Below are 21,732 nucleotides of genomic sequence, written 5' to 3' on the forward strand. Positions count from 1 at the left end.
TTGATCGGGGACGAGCCGACTGGCAGCGGGCGACGTTAGGAACGCGCGCCGTGCATGGTCCGCGCATGCTGAACCGCACCGCTACCTGGGCTGACCTGAGTCGCACCCTTGAGGCCAAGGCCGTACGACGGCCGTGGAACCCTTCCCTGCACCCCAGGGACAGCAAGGGCAGGTTTGTCGAGACCGGTGGCATCGCACGGTTGTGGTCGGGCAAGCTCGCCCGCGTCGTCCGTGCATTGCCCCGTGACCGGGTCCTCGTCCAGGACCGTGTGGCTGACGGCACGTACACCGGGCGGCGGCACAGCACCAGCGCCCGGTGGATCACCATGGTGGCGCGCCCCGACGGCAGCGCCCCGACCAAGAACCAGCAGAAGGTCGAGTTCGAGGACGCCCGCCGGGACTCCGACGACCGGCGCGGCCTGGGCCTGTCTCGCGATGACCAAGGCGACCCTGACACCCCGGACGAACCGCACGGTGCCGATGACGACGGCAACGACATCGGCAGCGACGACGGCGACGGCCCGGACGACGGCGACGACCAGGACGAGCCCGAGGACGGCCACGAGGTCGACGCCGAGGCTCTGCCGAACCGGAAGGCGAAGAACGGTGCCCGATTCGAGGACACCGCCGCGGTACGACGGCACTTCCTCAGCCTGGCTCAGCAGCCCGGCGCGAACGCATCAGCGCTCCGGCGTCTGGCCGGGGACGAGGACCTACAGATCACCCCGTCCGGTGGTCTCGTCACCAGCCGCGACGACGCCAACAGCCGCTGGTACCTGACCTCCACCGGTACCGGCGGATACCTCGATGTGGGCGACTTCGCGACTCGTGGGGAAGCCGAGGCGGCGGCTCAGTACATCGACGACAACGTCCGCAGCGGCCACATCCTGCCGGACGAGTTCAACAAGCCGCTCGACTTCTCCGATCCCAACATCGGCTCCTGGTTCCTGTCCTGGCGCTCCACCAAGGCAGAGGACGCCGAACAGGCGATCCGCCGGGCCGTACGGGACTTCCACGCCGCCCGCAAGGGCAAGGACACTCCGAAGGCCACCGCGCCGAAGCCGCAGCGCGTCCAGTCCAGTGCACGGTTCACGACGCTCCAGCAGGTCCGCGACAACTGGACGCAACGGGCTGAAACCCTCCGTGCCTCCGGCAGCGAAACCGACCGTCGTACCGCCCGGAACCTGGAAGCGCTCGCGAAGGAACAGCGCCTCAAGCTCGTCGGCGGTGGCCAGTTCGTCGCCCGCCGCAACGAAGGCGACTGGTACCTGCACGCCACGGGCAGCGGCCAGCAGATGTCGTGGTGGTTCGACCGGCAGGCCGATGCCAAGGCGTTCGCCGAGCACATCGTCGGCTCGCTGAAGGACAAGGACGGCAACGCCCTCGACTTCTCCGACCCCAAGTTCCCCGAGTACCGGACGAAATGGCGTTCCGCGAAGGGCCGCGACTATGACCAGGAGTGGACGGCCGCGCGTGCCCTGTGGGACCAGGAGCACCCGCCGAAGTTCAGCATTGCCACCGGTCGCCTCGCCGAGACGCTGCGCCGCCGCCCCTTCGGCGACGACGAGGCCCCGGCTCCGAAGGCCGAGGCACCCGAGCAACCGGTTCCCATGCCCGCCAACGAGCCCGCCATCCCGGACGACGCGCAGGCGAGCAACCAGGAGGGCGAGCAGGAGCAGAGCGCGCCGGACAAGCAGTCGGAACCGGCCCCGGAGCCCACCACAGCTCCGCAGCCGGAGGAGGCTCCGGCTGCCGAGACCGACGGGCGACCGACAGGCGTACCAGCGGATGCCGAACCGGTCGACGGCGTCCCCGGATACTGGGCGACCTCCTGGAATCCCGGGCCCATCACCGTGTATGGCCCGGACGGCACCCGCATCGCTTCCGTCCTCGGCGGTTACAGCGACCGGCACGCCACGATCGACGGCGTCTACGTGCCCATCGGCAGCAACGCGAACATCGCCGATCAGATCATCGCCCGCCATCACCTGGCCACCACCAATCCGGACCAGGCCGACCATGTGCACCTGGCGTGGACCACGCACAAGGGCAAGCGAGTCCTGGCCGTGCGCGGCACCCTCAAGAACGACGCCCGCGACGACCGGGCCGTCGGCGCCGCTGGAAAGCTCGCCTGGTCCCCCGTTCAGAAGGCGCGGATCACCGGCACCACGTGGAAGCCGGAAACCCGGGACCGTAAGGCCGCCGACATCCTGGCCGCGTTCATTCGGCAGGGCCGCAATGTGCGTGTCACCGACGAGGATCGCGGAACCACCAGTAACTCCGCTGAGCCTCAGCAACTCGACGAGGACACCAAGAAGCTCCGTGCGATGTCCGAGGCGGACCTGCGCGGGCACCGCGACAACCTCGCTATTCACGTCCGGATCGCCGAAACCCCGGCCCGTAAGCAACGAGCGCGCGCCACCCTGCAGAAGGTCGAAGCCGAACTCGACCGGCGCCGTATCGCTCGGGACAACGAAACCGAGCAGGCCGAGCCGGGGAACAGGCCGAGCCCGCAAGACCGCACTACGGCGATGACCGACGACGACCTCGCGACGGCGATCAGCAGATCCGAAGACGACCGCAGCACCTACGGCTCCCGCCGCGGCGACGTCCTCACCGAGGACGAACAGGCCCTCTACACAGACCGTCGCCGCCGTACGACCGAACGTCTCGCTCCGTTCGGCGCACCGGCAGACATGGCCGACGACGAACTTGCTGCGTACATGAAGGAACTGTCCGTCCGGCAGAAGCTCCACCGGCTGACAACCGGCAACCTCCGGGACGACGACGTCACCCCGGAACGCGATCTCCACAACGACCTGGCCGACCGACTGAAGGCCGCCGAGACCGAACAGCAGACACGTCAGATCCGGGAGATCGAGCAGCGCCCACCGGTCCAGGACCTCGACGACGACGCCTTGGAAAAGGAGCGCCTGAATCTTCCCGCCAGCCTGAGCCGTCTGACCTCGGAACAGACCGCAGTTCTGGCGGATCGGCGGCGCGCTGTCCGTGACGAGCAGGACAACCGTAAGGCGAATGCCTACCGCAACGCCCCTGACCCCAACGGGCTGGACGACTGGAACCTGACCAAGGAATTCCAGAAGCTCCACAAGAACCGCAGCCGTGCCACGGGCAAGGAGCGGGAGGCCCTGGAAGAGCGTCTGCAGGCACTCTTCGAAGAGCAGAACCGGCGCGGCGCCACCGGCCGTGAGGAGACAGTCCGGCGCGCCGACACCCGAGAAGACCCCATCCGAAGGGGCTCGTCCGGCAGCTCAGTCGATGTCGACGGTCACCGCTACGGTCAGGTCACCTACCACGACAGCGACTCACCGTACGGGTACGGCCACAAGGAGGGCTGGAACGCCCAAATCGGCACCAACGGGAGGAGGCTCGGGGCCTTCCCCACAATGACCGAGGCGCTGGCCGCCCTCGTCGACAGCTACGACACCAACCCGGACACCGAGCCGGTGCGCCTGTACGGCTCCACGCGGTACCTGTGGGTGCCGAAGATGTTCTTCGAGCTGTACCAGTCCTCCCGCCGCGCCGATGGCTTCAAGTCCGCGTCCAAGGAACGCCAGACGCTCTACGGACTGTTCAAGGGGCACGGCTACAGCTGGTCCGACGGCACGAACCCGATCACAGGGAAGATCGGTAAGGGCGCCCGGCTGGATGTGCCCGAGGGGCTACTCGCCGAGTTCCAGCGTGTCGCCGAGGAACTGTCCCGCGAGAAGATGTTGCAGGCCAGCAACCGGGAGCTGGACTCCTCGGACAGGTCGCAGGCCCGCAACCGGCTGGCCTCCATCAACGCTGCGCTGCACGCGATCGACGAGCAGCGCACGGCAGTACGCAAGGATGGCGGTGACGACGACCGCAAGGTAATCGCCCGCGAGGACATCGAGGCGCAGCAGGCAGCCCTGCGCGCGGCTCTTGGAACGGATGACGAAGGGGCTGATGGTGAGCATCTACAGCCAGGTGGCCAGGGATCACTGGACACGGTTCCGCCCGCGGGAGATGGCGGAGATGGACGATCCGGAGAGGTTCTTCCTGAACAAGGGCCGCGAGATCGAGACGGCGATTCTGGTGGCCGAGGAGGCGCTGGAGCAGAGCGTGCCGGCCGCGACGGAGTACGAGGCTCGGGCGGGTCAGATCCGGCAGATCAGGGCGGACGCGACCGCGATGGTCATGCGGGATCTGCTGCCGGAACCGGAGGAGCAGGTGGAGGAGCCGCAGGCGCTCAGCCCGGAGATGCGGGATCTGCTGGCGCTGAAGGACTCGGTGTACGACATGTAGCACCGCGTTTCCGCCCGAACCCGGCCGACGCCGCCACCAAGGGCCCGATACAGCGGGCCGCGGCGAACGTCGAAGCGATCCGGGTCGTGAAGCGGCTGGAGCGTGAGAAGCGCCCGGCCACCGAGAAGGAGAAGGTCACCCTCGCCCGCTGGACCGGGTGGGGCTCGGTTCCGATCATGTTCGCGTCGGAGCCGAACGAGAAGGAGCCCCGCTACCAGCAGGCTGGCGGCCGGTACGGCAAGTTCGAGCAGGACCACGCCCGTTGGGCGGAGTACCGCGACCTGCGCCAGATGCTGTCGAACGAGCTGACACCGCTGGAGTGGCAGCGGGCCAGCCACGGCACGCTGTCGATGCACTACACGCCGCAGCCCATCGCCGAGGCAATGTGGGACGGCTTGAAGGCGTTCGGCTTCGAGCGCGGCGACGTTCTGGAGGCCGGGTCCGGCAGCGGCACGTTCTTCGGGGTGGCACCGGAGGGCGCCCGCCTCACGGGCATCGAGCTGGACCCGACCACGGCACGGATCGCGCAGACGATCTACCCCGACGCCAACGTCCTCAACGAGAACTACGCCGAGACCGACGCTGCGCCCGGCACGTTCGACGTGAGCATCGGCAACGTCCCGTTCGCCAGCGTGCCGTTCGGCGACAAGCGCTACCCCTCGGAGTCCCTGCACAACGGGTTCGTGGCCAAATCCCTCGCGCTGACGCGGCCGGGCGGCATCACCCTGCTCATCACCTCCCGCCACACCCTTGACTCCAAGGGCGACAAGGCCCGGAAGCGGATCGCCCAGTACGGCGACCTGGTCGGCGCCGTACGTCTGCCTTCCGGGGTCTTCAGCGACGCCGGCACTGGCGTCGTCACCGACGTCCTGGTACTGCGGCGGCGCGCTGACGGTGACGAGCCGGGTGACACCTCGTGGCTCAACGCTCCTGAGCGGAAGGTCGGGAGCATTCACGAGCACGTCAACGCGTACTTCACCCAGCACCCGGAGCACGTCCTGGGCGAGTTGACGAGCGAGTCCTCCCAGTACGGGCCGCGCCTGACGGTCAAGGGCAACCCGGCCAAGGCGGCTGACCAGCTCCGTGACGTGCTGAAGGAGATCGCCACGCAGGCGAAGTCCGACGGGCGTGCCTACGAGCCGCACCCCGATGGTGACGACCGGCCGCCCGTGATCCTGCAGACCGCGCGGGAGAAGCACGCCAACGACTGGACCGGCCGCCTCTACGAGGGCGACGACGGCAACCTTTACCAGCACGTCAACGGCGGCAACCCCGTCGCGGTAGAGCCGTCCGACGGCCGAGGAGACCAGCTCCGCGCCCTGATACAGCTCCGGGACGTTGCCGCCGAGCTGCGCACGCTGGACCGCAAGAACGCGGAGGACAAGCGCGCCGAGAAGCTGCGGGCCCAGCTTCGTGACCTGCACACCGCGTACGTCGAGCAGTACGGGCCGCTGTCCAAGCCCGGCCAGTTCCGCAGCAGGAAGACCGGCGTCCTCGACGACGGGACGGAGGAGCGCACCCCGACCGCCTACGGGTACTTCCGTTCCGACCCGGACGCCGGTTCGGTGCTCGCCCTGGAGCGGTGGGATGCGGACAAGCAGGAACCCGTCCTGAGCCGCGTCTTCGAAGAACGCGCCGCCGCCCGCCGCCAGCCGCTGGACCGCACCGACGACCCGAAGACTGCCCTGTCCGCCGTCGTCGCGGCCACCGGCGAGATAGACCTCGGCGAGATCGCCCGCCTCCTGGACGTGACCCCGGCGGAGGCCGTGCGGGCGCTGGGCAGCGAGGTCTTCACCGACCCGCGCACCGGCCGCCTGGACCTGGCCGGCGCCTACCTGTCCGGCCCCGTCCGCGACAAGCTCGCCGAGGCCCGCCGTGCCGCCGAGAAGGACCCGGCGTTCGCCGTCAATGTCTCCGCGCTCGAAGCGGTCCAGCCCAAGGACCGCACCATCGGCGAGTTCACCCCGGAAATGGGGGCGCACTGGACTCCGCCCGAGCTGCTTCAGGGGTTCCTGCGCGACTACCTGGGCGACAAGACGCTGCGCGTTGCGCACGACGACCGCTACGGCTGGATGCTCTACACCGGCCAGGTCCCCAAGGCCAACAACATCCTGCACGGCGTCGAAGCCGACGCCGACAAGGGCACCAAGGGCAAGAGCGCGGTCGACATCGCCCGCTCCCTCCTTGGCCACGGCTCGCTGACGATCTACCGCGACGACAAGCGTCGTGACGTCGATGAGGAAACGTCACGTCTGGTTCGGCAGAAGGCCGACCAGATGCGGTCGGAGTTCGCTAGGTACGCGACGGCAAACGCGGACCGGCTCACGCGGCTGACCGACTCCTACAACCAGATCATGAACGGGCACGTCGTCCGTTCGTACGACGGCATGAGCCCGTCCCTGGACGGCTTCACCCCCGACCGCACCCCGCACCCCTGGCAGTTGAGCGGGGCCGCGCGGATGCAGTTCGAGCGGTCGGTGGTCCTCGCCCACGAAGTCGGACTCGGCAAGACCTCGACGCTCGTCATGGGCACCCAGGCCCTCAAGTCGTCCGGGCAGATCGAGAAGCCGTACGCCGTCGTCCCCGACCACCTCGCACAGCAGTGGTACGACGAAGCCCGGTTCCTGTACCCCAACGCTGAAGTCCACCTGATCACCAGCGGGGACCTTGCCGACGGGCGGCGCGACAGCACCCTGGAGTGGCTGCGCGCCAACAAGCCGGACCTCGTGATCTTCACCGAGCCCGCGTACGGCTCGATCAAGATGTCCCCGGAGGCGCAGGAGGCTTACGAGTTCCTGGAGCTGCAGGCTCTGCGGGAACAGCTCGACCGGCAGTACGAGAACGCGGAGAACCCCGACCACCCGTTCATCGTCGCCAAGATCGAGCAGCGCATTGCGACGGTCCAGAACAAGATCAGCAAGAACGCGGCGCCGATGCGGACGCCCGGCCAGACGTACTGGGACGACCTCGGATTCGATTACGCCGTCATCGACGAGGCCCACCGGTACAAGGGTGTGGGCTTCCGCTCCCGCGAAGGCGGCGGCGACCCCGCCTCCATCCGCGGCGTCGACCTGCACCAGAAGCTCACCGACCTGCACCAGCGCCGCGAAGGCCGTGCCACGGTCACCCTGGCCACCGGCACCCCCCTGTCGAACAGCATCACCGAGCAGTTCACCATGCTCGCCCTGGCCGCCCCCTGGGTCCTGAACTCCTACAAGGCCGGCGCCCCCGACCTGTGGGCTGCCACCTTCGGTCGCAAGACCCTCCGCGTCGAGAACGCGCCGGACGGCTCGGGCCTGCGGATCGTCGAGCGGTTCTCCGAGTTCCACAACCGCCGTGCCATGAAGACGATGTGGGGCCTCGTCGCCGACACGAAGCGCGCCGATGACGTCGGCATCCCTCGCCCGAAGATCGCGAACGGCGGCCCCAACCTGGTCATGGTCGACCCGACCAAGGACCAGACGGCCCGGCTGAAGAGGCTCGTTGCCCGCGGCCGTGCGATCCACAACGGCGACGTCGACCGGTCCCAGGACAACATGCTCGCCGTCTCCAACGAGGGCACGAGCGTCGCTTTGGACCCGCGGCTTGTCGACCGGAGCGCCCAGGCCGGAAACAAGCTGCGCGCCGTCGCCACCAAGCACGTCGAGCGCTACCACCGCCACAAGGACCGCGTCTACAAGACGCACTACGGCAGCACAGAAGACCATCCGACCCCGGGCGCCCTCCAGATGATCTTCCTCAACGAGGGAGTGCCCGGCGGCAACAACAGAGGCGACTTCGACGCCTACGCCGAACTGCGCGACCTCATGGTCAAGGGAGGAATCCCCGCCGAGAAGATCGCGTTCGTCCAGGACCACAAGAAGACGGGCAAACCCGAGGCCCTGGCGGAGCTGTTCCGCCGCGCTCGCGACGGCGAGATATCCGTCCTGATCGGCAGCAGCGGCACGGCCGGCACCGGCATGAACGTCCAGAACCGCATGGTGTCGCTGACCCACGTGGATCTCGACTGGGGTGCCGCACAGATGGAGCAGCGCAACGGGCGCGGCCTGCGCTACGGCAACCAGAACGCCGAAATCGACATCGACGTCTTCGCCACCAAGGGCAGCCTCGACGGCTGGAAGGCGGGCTTCGTCGCCTCCAAGGCGGAGGGCCTGGTCGACATCCAGCGCCCGGACATGGCCGACAGCGACACCCGCGACACCGTCACCGAACTCGACGTCGACTACCCCGACTACGAGACGATGGAAGCCGAGATCGGCGGCAACCCCTACATGAGCCAGCTCATGAAGGCCCGCCGCACCCTGCGCGACCTGGAGATCGACCAGCACAACGAGGCCGCCGAACGCGTCCGACGCCAGGACGCGCTGGCAGACCTCAAGCAGGAACTCACCGACACCCGCGACGGCATCGCCCGCCGGGAGGTGGCCCTGCCTCGTATCCGCGACGTACGCGGTGACTCCTTCGCCATGCGTCTCGGTGGCCTGTCCTACGCCGAGCGCTCCGACGCCGGGGCGGCCCTGCACCGGCAGGTCACCACCCAGCTCCTGGAACACAACCACGACGGCATGGGCCCGTGGAAGGTACTGGGCCAGCTCGGTGGTCTCGACGTCGGCGTGCGCGCCGAACGCCGGACGGACGGCAAGCTCGTCGCACACGTCGGATTCCCCGACCTCGCGCGCTCGTCCTTCGCACGCAGCCCGGAGGACCTGAAGAAGAAGGGCGCCGGGTCGGGCATGCTCACCCGGCTCAGCAACGCCCTCGAAAAGGCGCCCGCGCTCCAGCAGGCGGACCGGGCGCGAATGCCTGAACTCGACGAGCAGATAGCACTCTTGCAGTCCGCCCAGGCTGCCGCGGACTTCACGCCGCAGATCGAACACGCTCGATCCCGCGCGAACCTGCTGGACGACATCGTTGGCAAGGTCGCCGACCTCGACAAGCTGCCCGAGATCGACGACGACGAACTCGACAAGAAGCTGACCAAGGCCCAGCGCCAGAAGACCGTCAACGAGCGCCGCCAGGCCCGCATCCCGCTCCAAGACGCCGTGGGCGCCGCAGTGCTCAAGCTCGACGAGTTCGATCAGGAGCACCCGGAGCCCGAGCGTGCGGAGAAGGTGGAGGAGCCGCAAGAGCCTGTTCGACTCTCCGAAGAGGAAGTCGCCCAGACCCTCGATAACCTCCGCACGAGCCAGACCTCCCCCGCCCCCGCCAGCACCCCAGAGATTTCAGCAAACGCAGACAGCGGCAGCGGCAGCGGCAGCGGCAGCGGCAGCGGCAGCGGCAACGTGCCTCCACCGCCCACGGCATCCGGCGTGAGCGACCCGGACGACGAAGACGCCTTGCAGCCGACACCTGCGCAGGATGCCAATCTCATTGGGGGCCGCTTCCAGTTCGACGAGCCCGTGACCGACCCCGATGGTCAGGGCTGGTACGTCTCCAGCGAGAACCCCGACGGCTCGATCAACGTCGGGGACGGCCCCAGCCGTGCCACCTTCCAGCCGGACGAACTGACCAGCGCACGTGACGGCGCCCAGCGCCCCCCTGCCGATCGCGAGCCGAGCGCCCAAGGGCTGGACGACACGGTCACCCTCAGCCGTGACGAAGTTGCCCAACAGCTCGACGAGATCCGCCCCGAGAGCATCAAGGCGCCGTCGGCCATGAGCGATCAGGAGATCGCAGACGAGATCGTCGCCCTGGTGGAGCGGGAGATGACCGACGGCGAACTCGCGGGTACCGATCGCACCCGCATGGGCGTGCTGGAGGCAGAGAAGGACCGGCGTGCAGGGCGTACTCCGAAGCCCGAGCCCAAGCCGGCGGCCACCGAGCCCGATGGCGGGCTCTTCGACGTCACCGAGCCCGAGACGCAGGCTCCTGTGGTCCCGGACCCGGACAACCCGCTCGACCGGCCCGACGATGCGTTCGGCACCCCCGACATGTTCGCCGACGCCGAGCAGCGCGACACCAGCCGCCTGCGTCCGGTGCGCATGAGTCGCCCCGCGGACCTGGAGGAAGGCGACCGCTACACCGACGCGGAGGGCCGTACGCACACGGTCGCCGAGCCGCCGAAGCTCACCGGCCGAGGCCGGGTCCGCATCGTCACCGGCGACGGCATGGAACGCTTCTACAACCGGGACGTCGAACTGCGACAGCGATACCCGGACGAGGAGATCGACGACGAGCGAGACCAGCAGGCGGCAGACCCGAGCAACGAGGACGATCCTGACGACACAGCGGACGACGGCGATCGTGGCGACGCCCCGGCGCCCCGGGGGGAAGCGCCCGAGCGTACGGGCACACCCGAGATCGAGCCGGAGAGCGGCGAGCAGCAGGACGACGAATCCCGTCGGCAGAGTGAAGAGGACGAGCACGACAACGAGCGCACCGACCGCGACCGTGACACCGACGCTGCAGCTCCCGACGAGGCGCCCGAGGCCGCCGATGGCGGTCCGCAGATGCCCGGCACTCCCAGCACTGATGGGACCGATGGCAGTGCGGACTCCGCCGGGGCTACCCCGGACAAGAACGACCGCGACGATGACCGGAACCGACGCCGGCCCCGCAAGCGCGATTCCGGCAAGGAAGGCCCCAGTACGCCTGGCGGCCCCGGCCTGCCGCGGCCCCGTCTCCCGCACCTGCCAAACGTCCCGGCGGGCACCGGCGGGGGCACCACGAGTCCCACTGAAGGAACGCGCGACCGCAAGCCGCCTCGCACCGTGGCTGACCTGCATGACGCGTGGCGGCGCGGCGACCGGCTGACAGCCGAGGAGAACACCCCGGAGAGGCGCGCGTTCCTTGTCCAGCTCGCCGACAATCCGACGCTCACCCTGTCCTCCGGCGGCGGGCTCGTCACGTGGACCGACGACAACGGCCACGAGGGGGAACGGCAGTGGCGGTTCGCCCAGGCCCGCAACGGCGCACGCCTGGGGAAGATCAGCGTGACCGCGCGGAACGCGGAGGAGGCCCGCGAACTGGCCGACCACTTCGAGGACATCACGGACGGAAACCGGATGCCCATCGACTGGCACCAGCCGTTCACCCCGGGGGTGATCGCGCAGTGGCGAGACAGCGAAGGACGTCCGCTGCCCGAAGCCCTGCGCGCGGTGCGGGACACCTTCACGCAGAGCCGCAAGCGTGGCGGAGCTGAGACACCGCAGGAGCGGCCGGAGCCCGTGGTCGTTCAGGAGGAAATACCGCACGTATCTCTCCCTGATGACCTCACCCCCCTGTCCGACGACGACCTCGCCGACGCGTGGGGTACCGGCCGGTTGTCCGAAGCCGACCAGATGCGCCTCATAGAGGAGACGGATCGCCGAGACAACGCCGACGAGCGTGTCCGTGCTGCTGTGCCCAACACCCCGCCCCAGAATGCCGAGGAGATCCGGAAGCGCGGCGAAGCGATGGATGCCGCGCTCGGCTTTGCGGGCAACGACATCGTTCGGCCGCAGCCGACCCGCGAAGAGAAGCTGCGCGCCGAGTTCGACGCACTCGACGAGACCCGGTTCCAGGCCGCGATGGCCGCCACGGGCGGGCGCCTCGTCAGGGAAGGACAGGACCACGAGGTCGATGCCCGGGAGCTGTTCTCTGGCAGCAAGATGTCAGCCGCCCGCTGGAAGGATCTTGCCCATCCCGCGCTCAAGGACTGGTACACCGCGAACGGCGGACGGCTCACCTACAAGAAGTTCCAGGACCGTGAGCGCGAGCGACACCTGATCGCCGAGTTCAACGATGTCGATCAAGCCCGCTACCTGGCCGCTCTCGACGCGACGAACGGCTACTTCTTCCGGCGGGAGTTCGCGGATAGCGACCTGGACGAACGCGAGCTGTTCTCCGGCGGCAGCATGTCGGCGTTCGGCCGCTGGGAGAAGTACGCCAGCGAAGAGCTTCGGGAGTGGTACGACGCCAACGGTGGACGCCTCACCTTCAACGCCTTCAAGGAGCAGCGTCGTTCCAACGAGCGCCGCAACCGCGACGAGGAAGAGCAGCGGCTCGCTGCGGCTTCCGATAGCGCTGCCGTGCCTCTCGACAGCATCGAGCTGCCGTCGTTCACTCTGGCGCCGGAAAGCGAAGAGGACGCGGCCGACCGCTTCGGTGGGCCGGAGCGGATGCACGCCTTCGCGGAGCGGGCCGAACTTCGGCCGCTCGCTGACAACTCCGCCTTCGACGTGTGGCTGGACGGCCGCCGGATCGGCACCATCCGCAGCATCTCCGGGGGTTCTGACCGCGAATCCGCCTGGGACGCTACGCCACTCCTCACCATCAGTCACGACCACAACAGCCGCTCCAGCAGCCCGGAAACGGCCGTCGCCAACCTGGTCGTCCGTGCCTTGCAGGACCCGATCGACCCCTCTGACCCGAACCAGGACGCGTGGGACGCGGTGACAGCCAAGCTCGCCGGCCGCCATCCGGAGATGCCGGAGCTTCCCAACAACCTCAGCAAGGACCCAGCGGCTAAGGAGCGGTACGACCGTCTCGTGCAGCTCGTGGCGTCGTTCCGCGCGCAGCAGACCACGAGCGGGAATCTCGCAAACGACCTGGAAAGCGCGCGCGACGAGTTCCTGTGGCTGGGCGACGCCCTGGCCGCCGCCCAGGGCAAGCGGCAGGACCGCGACATGCTCCAAGACCTCAAGAACCGGTCCTTCTGGGCGTCGTACCTCCGCGACGGACTGCCCTCACGTAGTGAAGAGAGCAGTCCCCCGTCCGCCCCCGGCAACGATGCCCCTGCCCCGGCAGCACGCCCGACTCGCGAGCCTCGCTCTGCTGCAAAGCCGACGCGGACGCCGAGCACCACTGCCCCGGGTACCACCGAGCCGGAACACCGCCCCGAGCCCGAGCCCGTCGGCGGACAGCCCGCCCACTGGGCCAGCGTTGATCAGCTCCAGCCCGGCGACATGGCGCGGATCGACGGCGCAACGCCCGGCGGTCGTGCCGTGACGCGTGCCGGATACGTACTCGACGCCCCCGAGCGCGTCACCGTGACCCGCCGCGGCCGTACCGAGGACATGTGGCGCACGACGATCGGCGAGAACCCCGACGGCCGCACAGGCAACCGCGGCATCGTCTACACCCCCCTCAACGCCAGCGCCGCCCGCGCCCAGGCGCCGGACAACCCGGCATCCGGGGCCCCCGCCAGCGGAGCCCAGGGCGACGTCATGAACGGCAACCTGCCCGACAGCATCGCCACCGACACCACCGGCCGGGGCCTCTTCCCCGGAAGCCGCGTCACCGGCCACGACGACCGCGAAGGCACCATCGTCGGCGTCACCGACACCACCGCCTCCGTCCGATGGGCCGACGGCGACACCGACACAGGCGTCACTCCCAGCTCCCTCACCGTGAACGACCCCGACGACCAGCGGCCCGCAGGCTGGACCACGACCGGACAGCGAGTTCGCCAGGGCCACGTGGTCGCCGACAAGAACGGGGCGCTCCTCGGTCCCGTCGACGAAGCCGCCGGGGACCGCATCACCGTCACCACCGCCGACGGCCCCCTCACCCGGGACGCAGCAGACCTGCGCGTCGTAGGCGAAGTCCGCGACGACAACCCGGCAACCGCCCCCATCACCGGCCTGGCCACGCCGACCGCCGACGACACCGCCAAGGGCGACGTCATCGTGCTCGACCTCGACGGCCGCCCGACCACGGCGGAAGTCTTGGACACGAACCGCGACGGAGACCGTGTCTCCATCGACTACGTCGACACCACGACGGGCGAGTTGGGCACCATCGACATGGACGCCACGGCCGTCGTCCACAAGGCTGAAGGCCCGAACGGCACCCCCGAACTCGGCCCCGACGACGCCCCCGACCGGGCCGACGAGCTGACCGTCCACGAACCGCTTCCCGCCATCGACCCCGTCACCGGCCCGACGGTCGACCCGGACCTCGCCCCGGCCGACCGGGACGCCATCACCGCTCAGGGCAACAGTCCCGAAGACGACCCCGACGCCCAGCAGGCCGCAGCCCGCCTCGGCGCCGACCTCCCCGTCACCCCGGCACAAGCAACCGCGCTCGCCTCGCAGCTCAGAGCCTCCGCCGACCCCTCGACCGCAGAGGGGCGCGCCGCACTCCGTGCCGCCGACCACCTCGACCAGGCCGCAGGCCGCCCTGTTCCGGAAGGGCTCGACCGACCCCGCCCGTCCAACGCCGGGCAGATCAGCGAAGGCGACATCATCGCGATGCCCGATGAACGCCGTGGCGACGAGGTCCACGTCTACCGCGTCATCGACGTGGAGGAAGGCCCCGGCGGTGTGCGCAGCCTTCTCCTGGAGGACGAAAACCGGCAGTGGCGGCGCCGGACCGTACACGGCGCAATGCCGGTGTGGCAGCTCCCCGAGCCTCGTCCGGACGTCTTGCCGCTTCCCGATGAAGGCGACACCGGCCCCGACAGCTCCATACCTGCCCCGAACCCGTCGGCCCCGGCCACCCCCACTTCGCCCCTCGGTCTGATCCGGCCCGGAAGCCTTCGTGTCGGAGACGTCGTGGATGCCCCCGTCAACCGTGGAGCCGGTCAGCTCAACGGGCACCGTCGCCTCACGATCATCGCGCCGCCCCGTCGACAGGGCTGGTGGATGGCACTGACCGGGATCGACGACAACGGCGCTGTGCATGACTTCCTGCTGCACAACGGGCGCGAAGTTGCTGTGTACGAGCGGGACCGGGCCACCCCGGCCCTCCCCTCCCCGGGCGCGCCCCGCGACCCCAACCGGGCACCCGAGACCGCGGCCGACCAGATCGTTGCCGACCACGCCCGCGCGGTCGCCGCGCACATCATCAGCGAAGCCGTCCTCGGAACCCAGGAGCCCGGCGACATTCACGCCCTGCGTGAGCAGATCGCCCAGCGCCTCACCGCGGAGAACCTGCGGGAGGCCCGTCAGGCGGCACGGCAGGAGGCGAACGCAGCCCTCGACGCGGCGGGGATCACCGGACGCGACCGGGCCGCAGTCCAGCAAGCCCTCAAGGCGGCACGAAAGGACGCTCATACCGCGACGGTGCGGGCGGCACTGCGCACGATCAACGACCTTGAGCCGCTTCCCGGTGAGAGCAACGAAGAGCTTGCCCAGCGAGCAGCCGACCTCCTGCGCCTTATCCCCTCCCGGGTCGGAAATCCGACCCGCCCCACGGGGGACCCGGACGCGGACAACAACATCGTGCGCACCGTCGCGGGACACGCCGATGACGCCGTGGACGCCCTTCTGCAGCAGCTCCAGTCCGCCGGTCTCAATGCCGGTGACGCTGACCAGGTGGCACGCCTTCTGGCCCGGAACCTCAGCGATTCCCGGCAGGCCACTGCCCGCCGGATCGCCGACCGGGTCGCGTCCACCTCTCCGGCCGCGGGGCGACAGCCCGGCCTGATTGCTCGGATCATCGCGCTTCTTGTCCGTATCGCGAAGCGCCTTAGCGCACTGGTCCAGGCTGCGGTACGGAAGATCGCCGAGATGTGGCGTGACGGCCGCGAGCGTCTGAGCCGCCTCCGGGCCTTCCTGCGACGGCTCATGACTCGGGTCCGTCAGTGGCCGGAGACCCGGCGCCTGGCCCGACTTCAGGCAGCCGTCAGTCTGCCCATGGCCGAGGGCGAGTCCCTGGCCGACAACATCTCCCACTGGGCTGGTCTCCTTCCCGAGGCCGGGCGGCTCGGGCAGACCACACGCCGGGTGACCTGGTGGCGACCGACCTCGTGGGCACAGCTCGCCGCGGGCCGGCTTCCGGGCCGTACGGACCGGGTGCAGTGGGCTCCGGACCGTGCTGCCGACGGGGGCCCCGGCCTCACGGGCCTGCGGCACATGGCAGTGCTCCGGGCAGCCGGCGCCGACGTCGACCGGGAAGTGATCCGGCGTCTGGCTGCCGATCTCGGCGAAGACTTCGGCGACGACCCGCACGGCACGCTACGCCACGCGGACGAGTACGTGGCCGTGGCCGAACGACGCCTGGTCAACCTCCAGGCGGCCCGCACGGGCAACACGATCCAGGACCTGGACGTCGAGGTGGAGATCGCTGCCGCCCGCGCGGAGGCTGCGGCTGCACGGCGCGACTGGGCGGACCTTCGGGCCCGCTACGCCGCCGCCGTACCCGACGCCGTGGTGGCGGCTCTGGGCGAGGTCCGAGACCTCGGCCCCCAGGGCAACGCCGCGATCGTCTTCGGCCCGGACACCACCCCGGATGCCGAACGGGCCGTACGGGAGATCCAGCGCGTCCTCCCGCGGGACTGGCTTGCCACACCGGCGGGACGCAGGCTCACCGCCGTCGACGGTGTCGAAGGCCGCTACGAGTCCGGCACGAGCCGCGCCACGATCACCGACCTCGGTGACGGCGGCCGGGGTACGGCCGCACACGCACTCGCCCAGCACTTCGCCGGGCACATCCAGGACCTGGACGCAGCGCAGCGGGCTTGGTGGTTCACGCGGACGCACTCCGGCCGTCCCGGCGCGCGTACAGCCGATCTCACGGCGCTGGGTCGGCTCCTGGCGCAGCAGCAGACGCAGACGGAAACGGGTGACAGCCTCGCCCGGTCACTGCAAGCGATGTTCACCGGCGATTGGTACGAGGACGACGATCTTCGCGCCTTCCTCCTCGGACTGCTCGCCACACGATGAAGGAGATGATGATGCTCACCGTCACAGGCACGTTCGATGACGGGTCTGCTTACCAGGTCGTGCTGACGGGTGACACGGACCGGCCTGTGGTCGGTTCCCGCCGTGCGGCGGCGCTCGTCGAACTGCACACCGGGTCGGCGGTGCTGCTGACTCCCACTGGACCGCAGCGCACGGTGGCCGGGGACGACGAGGAAGCAGTCCTTGCCGCTCTACGCCGGTACAGCAACGTTCTGGAGAGCCGCCGGACGCAATGAGGCAGGCGCTGCGGGGAGAGACGGGACTCGTGGCGCCGCCAGGGCAGGACACAAGGCGGCGGTCTCTCCCATCCTGCGCGCCGTGACCAGATACGGATTCGCCATCAAGGCGCTCCCCAAGGGCAAGCCGCCGTTCGGGGACGACGAGGACCAGGACGACAGCGCAGCCCCCGCCGAGGAAAGTCCTGATGCCGGAGCACCGCCGGACGCCATTGCTCCGGACATGGACCCCAGCACCGCGGACGCCGCAGCAGCCCCGGACACGGATGTTGAGGCCGTAGACGACCCTGAGCAGGTGCCCCCGACGGACGACGGCGCAAGACCCGAGGGCGGGGATGCGGACGGCCCGCCTCCTGCGCCGAAGGACGACGCGCGACCGTGGTCGGGCGACATGTACGACGAAGGCGACGAGACCGACCCCACCGCCGCGTTCGCCTCGTACAAGGGGGCCAGCGGAGAAGAGGCTTGGCTTGATCAGGCCCCGGACGGCACACTGACCGGATGGGTCCGGGACGCTACCGGCCAGGTGTGGCGGTACAGCGATCCCGACGTCTGGGCCATCGACGTCGACGACGCCCAGATGACCCGCGCTCACAGCCAGGCCACCGACGGTGGGGACGCTCCGGCTGACCACGGTGGGCAGGACTCCCTGTTCGCACCAAAGCAGAGTGAGGAGACGTGACCGTGGAGTTGAACCGCCAGAGGTACTTGGCCCTGCTCAACGAAGGCAAGGCCGCGTTCGCGGCCGGAGACCCTTCCGACGCCTGTCCCTACAACCAGTACAGCGGCGACCAGGAGCAGCAGTTCGGCGCCCGCTACTGGACCAAGGGGTGGGTGGCAGCGCGCACCGGCGCGGAGTCGAAGAATCCCCAGGCAGAGGCAAGCGCAGGACAGTAACCCTGCACGCACGGCACGGTCCCCGGCGGCCCATTGTCCCGCCGCCGGAGGTTCTGCACCGTGCCGTCTGCCCCCACGTTCCGAGCCCCCGCACCCCGTAAGGGGATCTGCAGGGCGATCGTTGCCGTCACTGGCGTCGTCGATGAAGTCTCGGACCTGATCCTTCCCGGAGCGTTCGCCCAGACTTTGGCGTCCAGGCCGGTGAAGACCGTCTGGCATCACGAGTGGCGAGAGCCTATCGGGGTGGTCCTGGAGATCACCGAATGGCAGCCGGGCGACCCCCGCTTCGCGAGCGTCCCGAACTGGCCCGCTGAGGCGGGGGCATTGGTCGCGACGATCCAGTTCAATCTCAGGACGTCGAAGGGCCGCGACGTGTATGAGCAGGTGCGCCAGTGGCACGAGCACAATCAGGCTCAGTTCTCCATCGGCTACCGCGTCCCGCCGAGCGCGGCCACGAAACGGGCCGACGGCGTCCGCGTGATCCACAAGCTCGACTTGTACGAGGTCAGCCCGGTCCTGCACGGCGCGCACCCCATGACACGCTCGCTCGAACTCAAGGCCGATCCCGGCACCGCCGAGCTGGAGCACAAGGCCGCTGAGGCGTTCGGTGACATCGACGTGGAGGGAGCCGAGCCACAGGTCGGCCGGGGCGCCATGGTGGCGCTCTACCTCCCCGCCGGCGTCGCTAGTCGGGTTGTCCGAGCCGATGGCACCGCCGCGCGGGATCTGCACATCACGCTGGCTTACCTCGGCGATGCCGACCAACTCCCAGGCCACCCTGACGATCTCGCCGGAGTCGTCGCGTCAGCCCTTGATGGCGCAGAACCGCTCGCCGGAGCGATTGGCGGTATCGGCCGCTTCCCCGACCACGGCGACGGCGAACCGGTCTTCGTACCCGTCGACGTGCCCGGCCTGAACGCGCTCCGCGAACGGATCATCAGCGCGCTTGCCCGCTCCTCCCTGGCCGCGGCCGTACGTACGGACCACGGCTTCAGCCCCCACGTCACCCTCGGGTACGACCTTCCGCCGGAGATACCGGCCGTGCCGTCCCTGCCCGTCGCATTCGACACGGTGCACGTGGTGCGCGGCCCGGACGCCACTCCCATCCGTCTCACGGGGCCGCGCGTCGTCGACAGCACCGGCTTGGGCAGCGGACTTGCCCAATTGGGCAAGAACGATCTTGGAACGCGAGCCAGCTACGAGGCGAAGACCGCCCGCGCCGCGGTCCTCGAAGCCAAATCCGCAGGCCGCAGCGCTTACCAGCAGCATGCCGCGTACGCCGTCGAGAACAAGAGCGCCCGTGCCGCCGTCCTCGAAGCCAAGTCCCGCATCACCGCCCACATCCTCCCTGGAGCCACCATGCCGATTCAGCCGTTGCCCGCCTCGTACGAGGAGACCCGAGACCGCGTGGGCACGGCTGTGCGCGCCCTCCTCGCCACCGAAGACGGCACCTGGACCTGCGTCGAGGCGACGTACCCCGATCGCGCCATCGTCTCCGTCCACCGGGAGGGCACCGCCCCCACCACGTACGCGGTTCCGTACGACCCGGCCGGCCCCGAGATATCCCTCGGCGCCCCTCAGCCCGTCGAACTGACGACGGTGGTCATCCCGGACCAGGGACCAGCACGCGAAGCCAGCAGTGACGAGACCACTGACAGCCTTGTCGTCCGCCCGGCGGTGCGCGCACTCACGGACGCCACGGCCCGCGTCCACGCCGCAGATGACGCCGACCAGCTCGAAGCCGTCCGCCCCACCGTCAACGGACTCCTGGCCGCACTCTCCGCCAAGGGCCTCGACATCGACCCTGACGGGGAACACGACGAGCCGCCTACGGCCCCGCCGTCTCCGATGGCAGGCTCCGGCATCGACCTGTGGGACGACGATCCGTACGACGAACCCCACGACTCCGCGCTCGTGCCTTCCCGTGTCCCGGACGACGAGGACGACGAGGACGACGAGGAATCCGTCCGTCTCGACCCCGGCGAGGTGAAGGCCCGGCTCGCCGCGATCCAGCTGTAGGTAATTGCGTCCCAGTTCCACCGCCAGGCGGAGGCCAAGAGCATCGCTCTTCCACGGCACTGCTCTCCGCCGACTACAGCAAAACAGCAGGTCAGAGCCATGGTGCTGCCGTCCCCCGGAACGTTGGGGACGGCAGCACGCGACGTTAACCACTCCCGCTCTCTCAAATGCCCCGCGTTGTCGGGTCGTCCCGGTGCTGGCCGGGCGAGCGACGCACGTCAACCGCACCCAGCATCGTGGAGAGAGCACCCGTGAGCACCGCAGTCATCGGCGAGAGCAAGAGCCTGATCAAGAACCTCAAGGCTCAGCTCGCCGAAAAGTCCGCCGAAGCCGAGCGGATCAGCCAGACCTTCAAGGTGGAGGACAACGGCGGCTTCGTCGTCTCCACCGCACAGGCCAACGCCTTCAAGCAGGTCTCCTCCGATGCGATGGAGCTCAAGCAGCTCATCGCCAACGCCGAGAACATGGGCGAGGTCAAGCAGTACCTCGCAGCACCCGACTCCGTGCCCGCCGCAGGCATGCATTACGGGCAGCAGCCGCAGGGCGCCATGGAAGGCAAGAGCCTCGGTGACCTGTTCATCGGCAGCGACGCCTACAAGCAGGCGGCCCAGGCCGGGTTCCGGGACCGGCCCTACGTCCGGGCGGAAATGGAAGGGAAGTCGATCTTCAGTCTGTCGGCCGGAAGCGTTACCCATCAGACGCTCGGGTCGGCCCAGAACCTGGGGATCGCCGAGCGCGAGTACCGAAAGTTCCACATCCGCGACCTCTTCCCCAAGAGCAGCACCAAGCAGTCCGTGCTGTACGGAGCCCGCGAAACCGGCTGGACCAACTCGGCGAAGCAGGTGAAGGAACGTTACGGCGCGGACGGCACCAGCCCGGCGACCGGAGCGGACACCGACACGTGGGGCCGTGCACCGCGCTCGAAGCTCTCGCTGACCCCGGTGATGTACCCCGTCAGCGAAATTGCCCATCTACTCGACGCCCACAAGAACATCTTGTCCGATGAGCCCAGGCTGCGGACCTTCATCAACAGCAGGATGATCGAGGGCGTGAAGTACCAGGAAGACTGGGACCTTCTGCATTCCGTCGGTGATGGCCAGTCCCTCACCGGCATTTTCAACACCCCTGGTGTACAGCAGTACCGCGGCCTGTCCACCGATCAGTACAGCGTCCAGATCCGACGCAGCATCACGAAGACCCTGCTGGCCGAATACGACCCGACGGGCATCGTCCTCAGCCCGACGATGTGGGAGCACGTCGAGGTCGAGGAGGACAAGACCGGCGCCTTCCGCGTGGCGCTTCAGGTCGCTGTCGGCGCCACGAAGCGCGTCTGGAGGCTCGACGTCGTCGAGACGACCGCGATGGCGGACGACAACTTCTTGATCGGAGCGTTCGGTCTGGGTGCCCAGCTCCATGACAGGGAGTCCGTCAGCGTGACCGTGAGCAGCGAGAACGCGGACAACTTCGAGAAGGGGCTGATCACTTTCCGGGCGGACGAGCGCGTGGCCCTGGAGATCCCGCGACCCGAGTCGTTCGTCATCGGCTCCTGGACCCAGCCCGCCGGCTGATCCCCCTGGGGTGGGGGGGGGGCGCCCCGGGGGGGGGGGGCCCCCCCGGGCCCCGGGGAGGTGGGACCGCATAAGGGGGGGGGTTATAAAAAAAGGAAGAGGACACCAAAGAAATAT

At 69.2% G+C, this 21,732-nt stretch carries 6 protein-coding genes; all 6 read left to right on the forward strand.

Going from position 1 to position 21,732, the window contains the following annotated elements; translation table 11 throughout:
• Nucleotides 1-65: 65 nt before the first annotated feature.
• The 6 genes from ACFWVV_RS17495 (at nt 66) to ACFWVV_RS17520 (ending at nt 21,615) form a co-directional block, all read left to right on the forward strand.
• Entirely contained in the window at nt 66-16,877 is a 16,812-nt protein-coding gene (locus ACFWVV_RS17495; RefSeq protein ID WP_384351102.1) for a hypothetical protein, read from the forward strand.
• Nucleotides 16,878-16,888: 11 nt separating this feature from the next.
• Nucleotides 16,889-17,131: a hypothetical protein gene (locus ACFWVV_RS17500; RefSeq protein ID WP_384351105.1), complete on the forward strand. Its 243-nt coding sequence runs from the start codon at nt 16,889-16,891 to the stop codon at nt 17,129-17,131.
• Between the two features lie 82 nt (nt 17,132-17,213).
• Nucleotides 17,214-17,813, forward strand: coding sequence for a hypothetical protein (locus ACFWVV_RS17505; protein WP_384351107.1), 600 nt, complete (start codon nt 17,214-17,216; stop codon nt 17,811-17,813).
• A gap of 2 nt (nt 17,814-17,815) precedes the next feature.
• Nucleotides 17,816-18,028, forward strand: coding sequence for a hypothetical protein (locus ACFWVV_RS17510; RefSeq protein WP_384351110.1), 213 nt, complete (start codon nt 17,816-17,818; stop codon nt 18,026-18,028).
• Nucleotides 18,029-18,271: 243 nt separating this feature from the next.
• Nucleotides 18,272-20,047, forward strand: a complete 1,776-nt coding sequence (locus tag ACFWVV_RS17515) for a 2'-5' RNA ligase family protein (RefSeq protein ID WP_384351113.1) — start codon at nt 18,272-18,274, stop codon at nt 20,045-20,047.
• Between the two features lie 251 nt (nt 20,048-20,298).
• The gene (locus ACFWVV_RS17520) at nt 20,299-21,615 is read left to right on the forward strand and encodes a phage major capsid protein (RefSeq protein ID WP_384351116.1); all 1,317 of its coding nucleotides are present in this window, start codon (nt 20,299-20,301) and stop codon (nt 21,613-21,615) included.
• Nucleotides 21,616-21,732 lie beyond the last annotated feature (117 nt).

This window comes from Streptomyces sp. NPDC058663 (assembly GCF_042716745.1).
In the GTDB taxonomy this organism is placed as follows: Bacteria; Actinomycetota; Actinomycetes; order Streptomycetales; family Streptomycetaceae; genus Streptomyces.

Excerpts from the sequence above, each read along its gene's own strand:
- ACFWVV_RS17495 (WP_384351102.1), top strand. The coding sequence starts at position 66 with ATGCTGAACCGCACCGCTACCTGGGCTGACCTGAGTCGCACCCTTGAG.
- ACFWVV_RS17500 (WP_384351105.1), top strand. The coding sequence starts at position 16,889 with ATGCTCACCGTCACAGGCACGTTCGATGACGGGTCTGCTTACCAGGTC.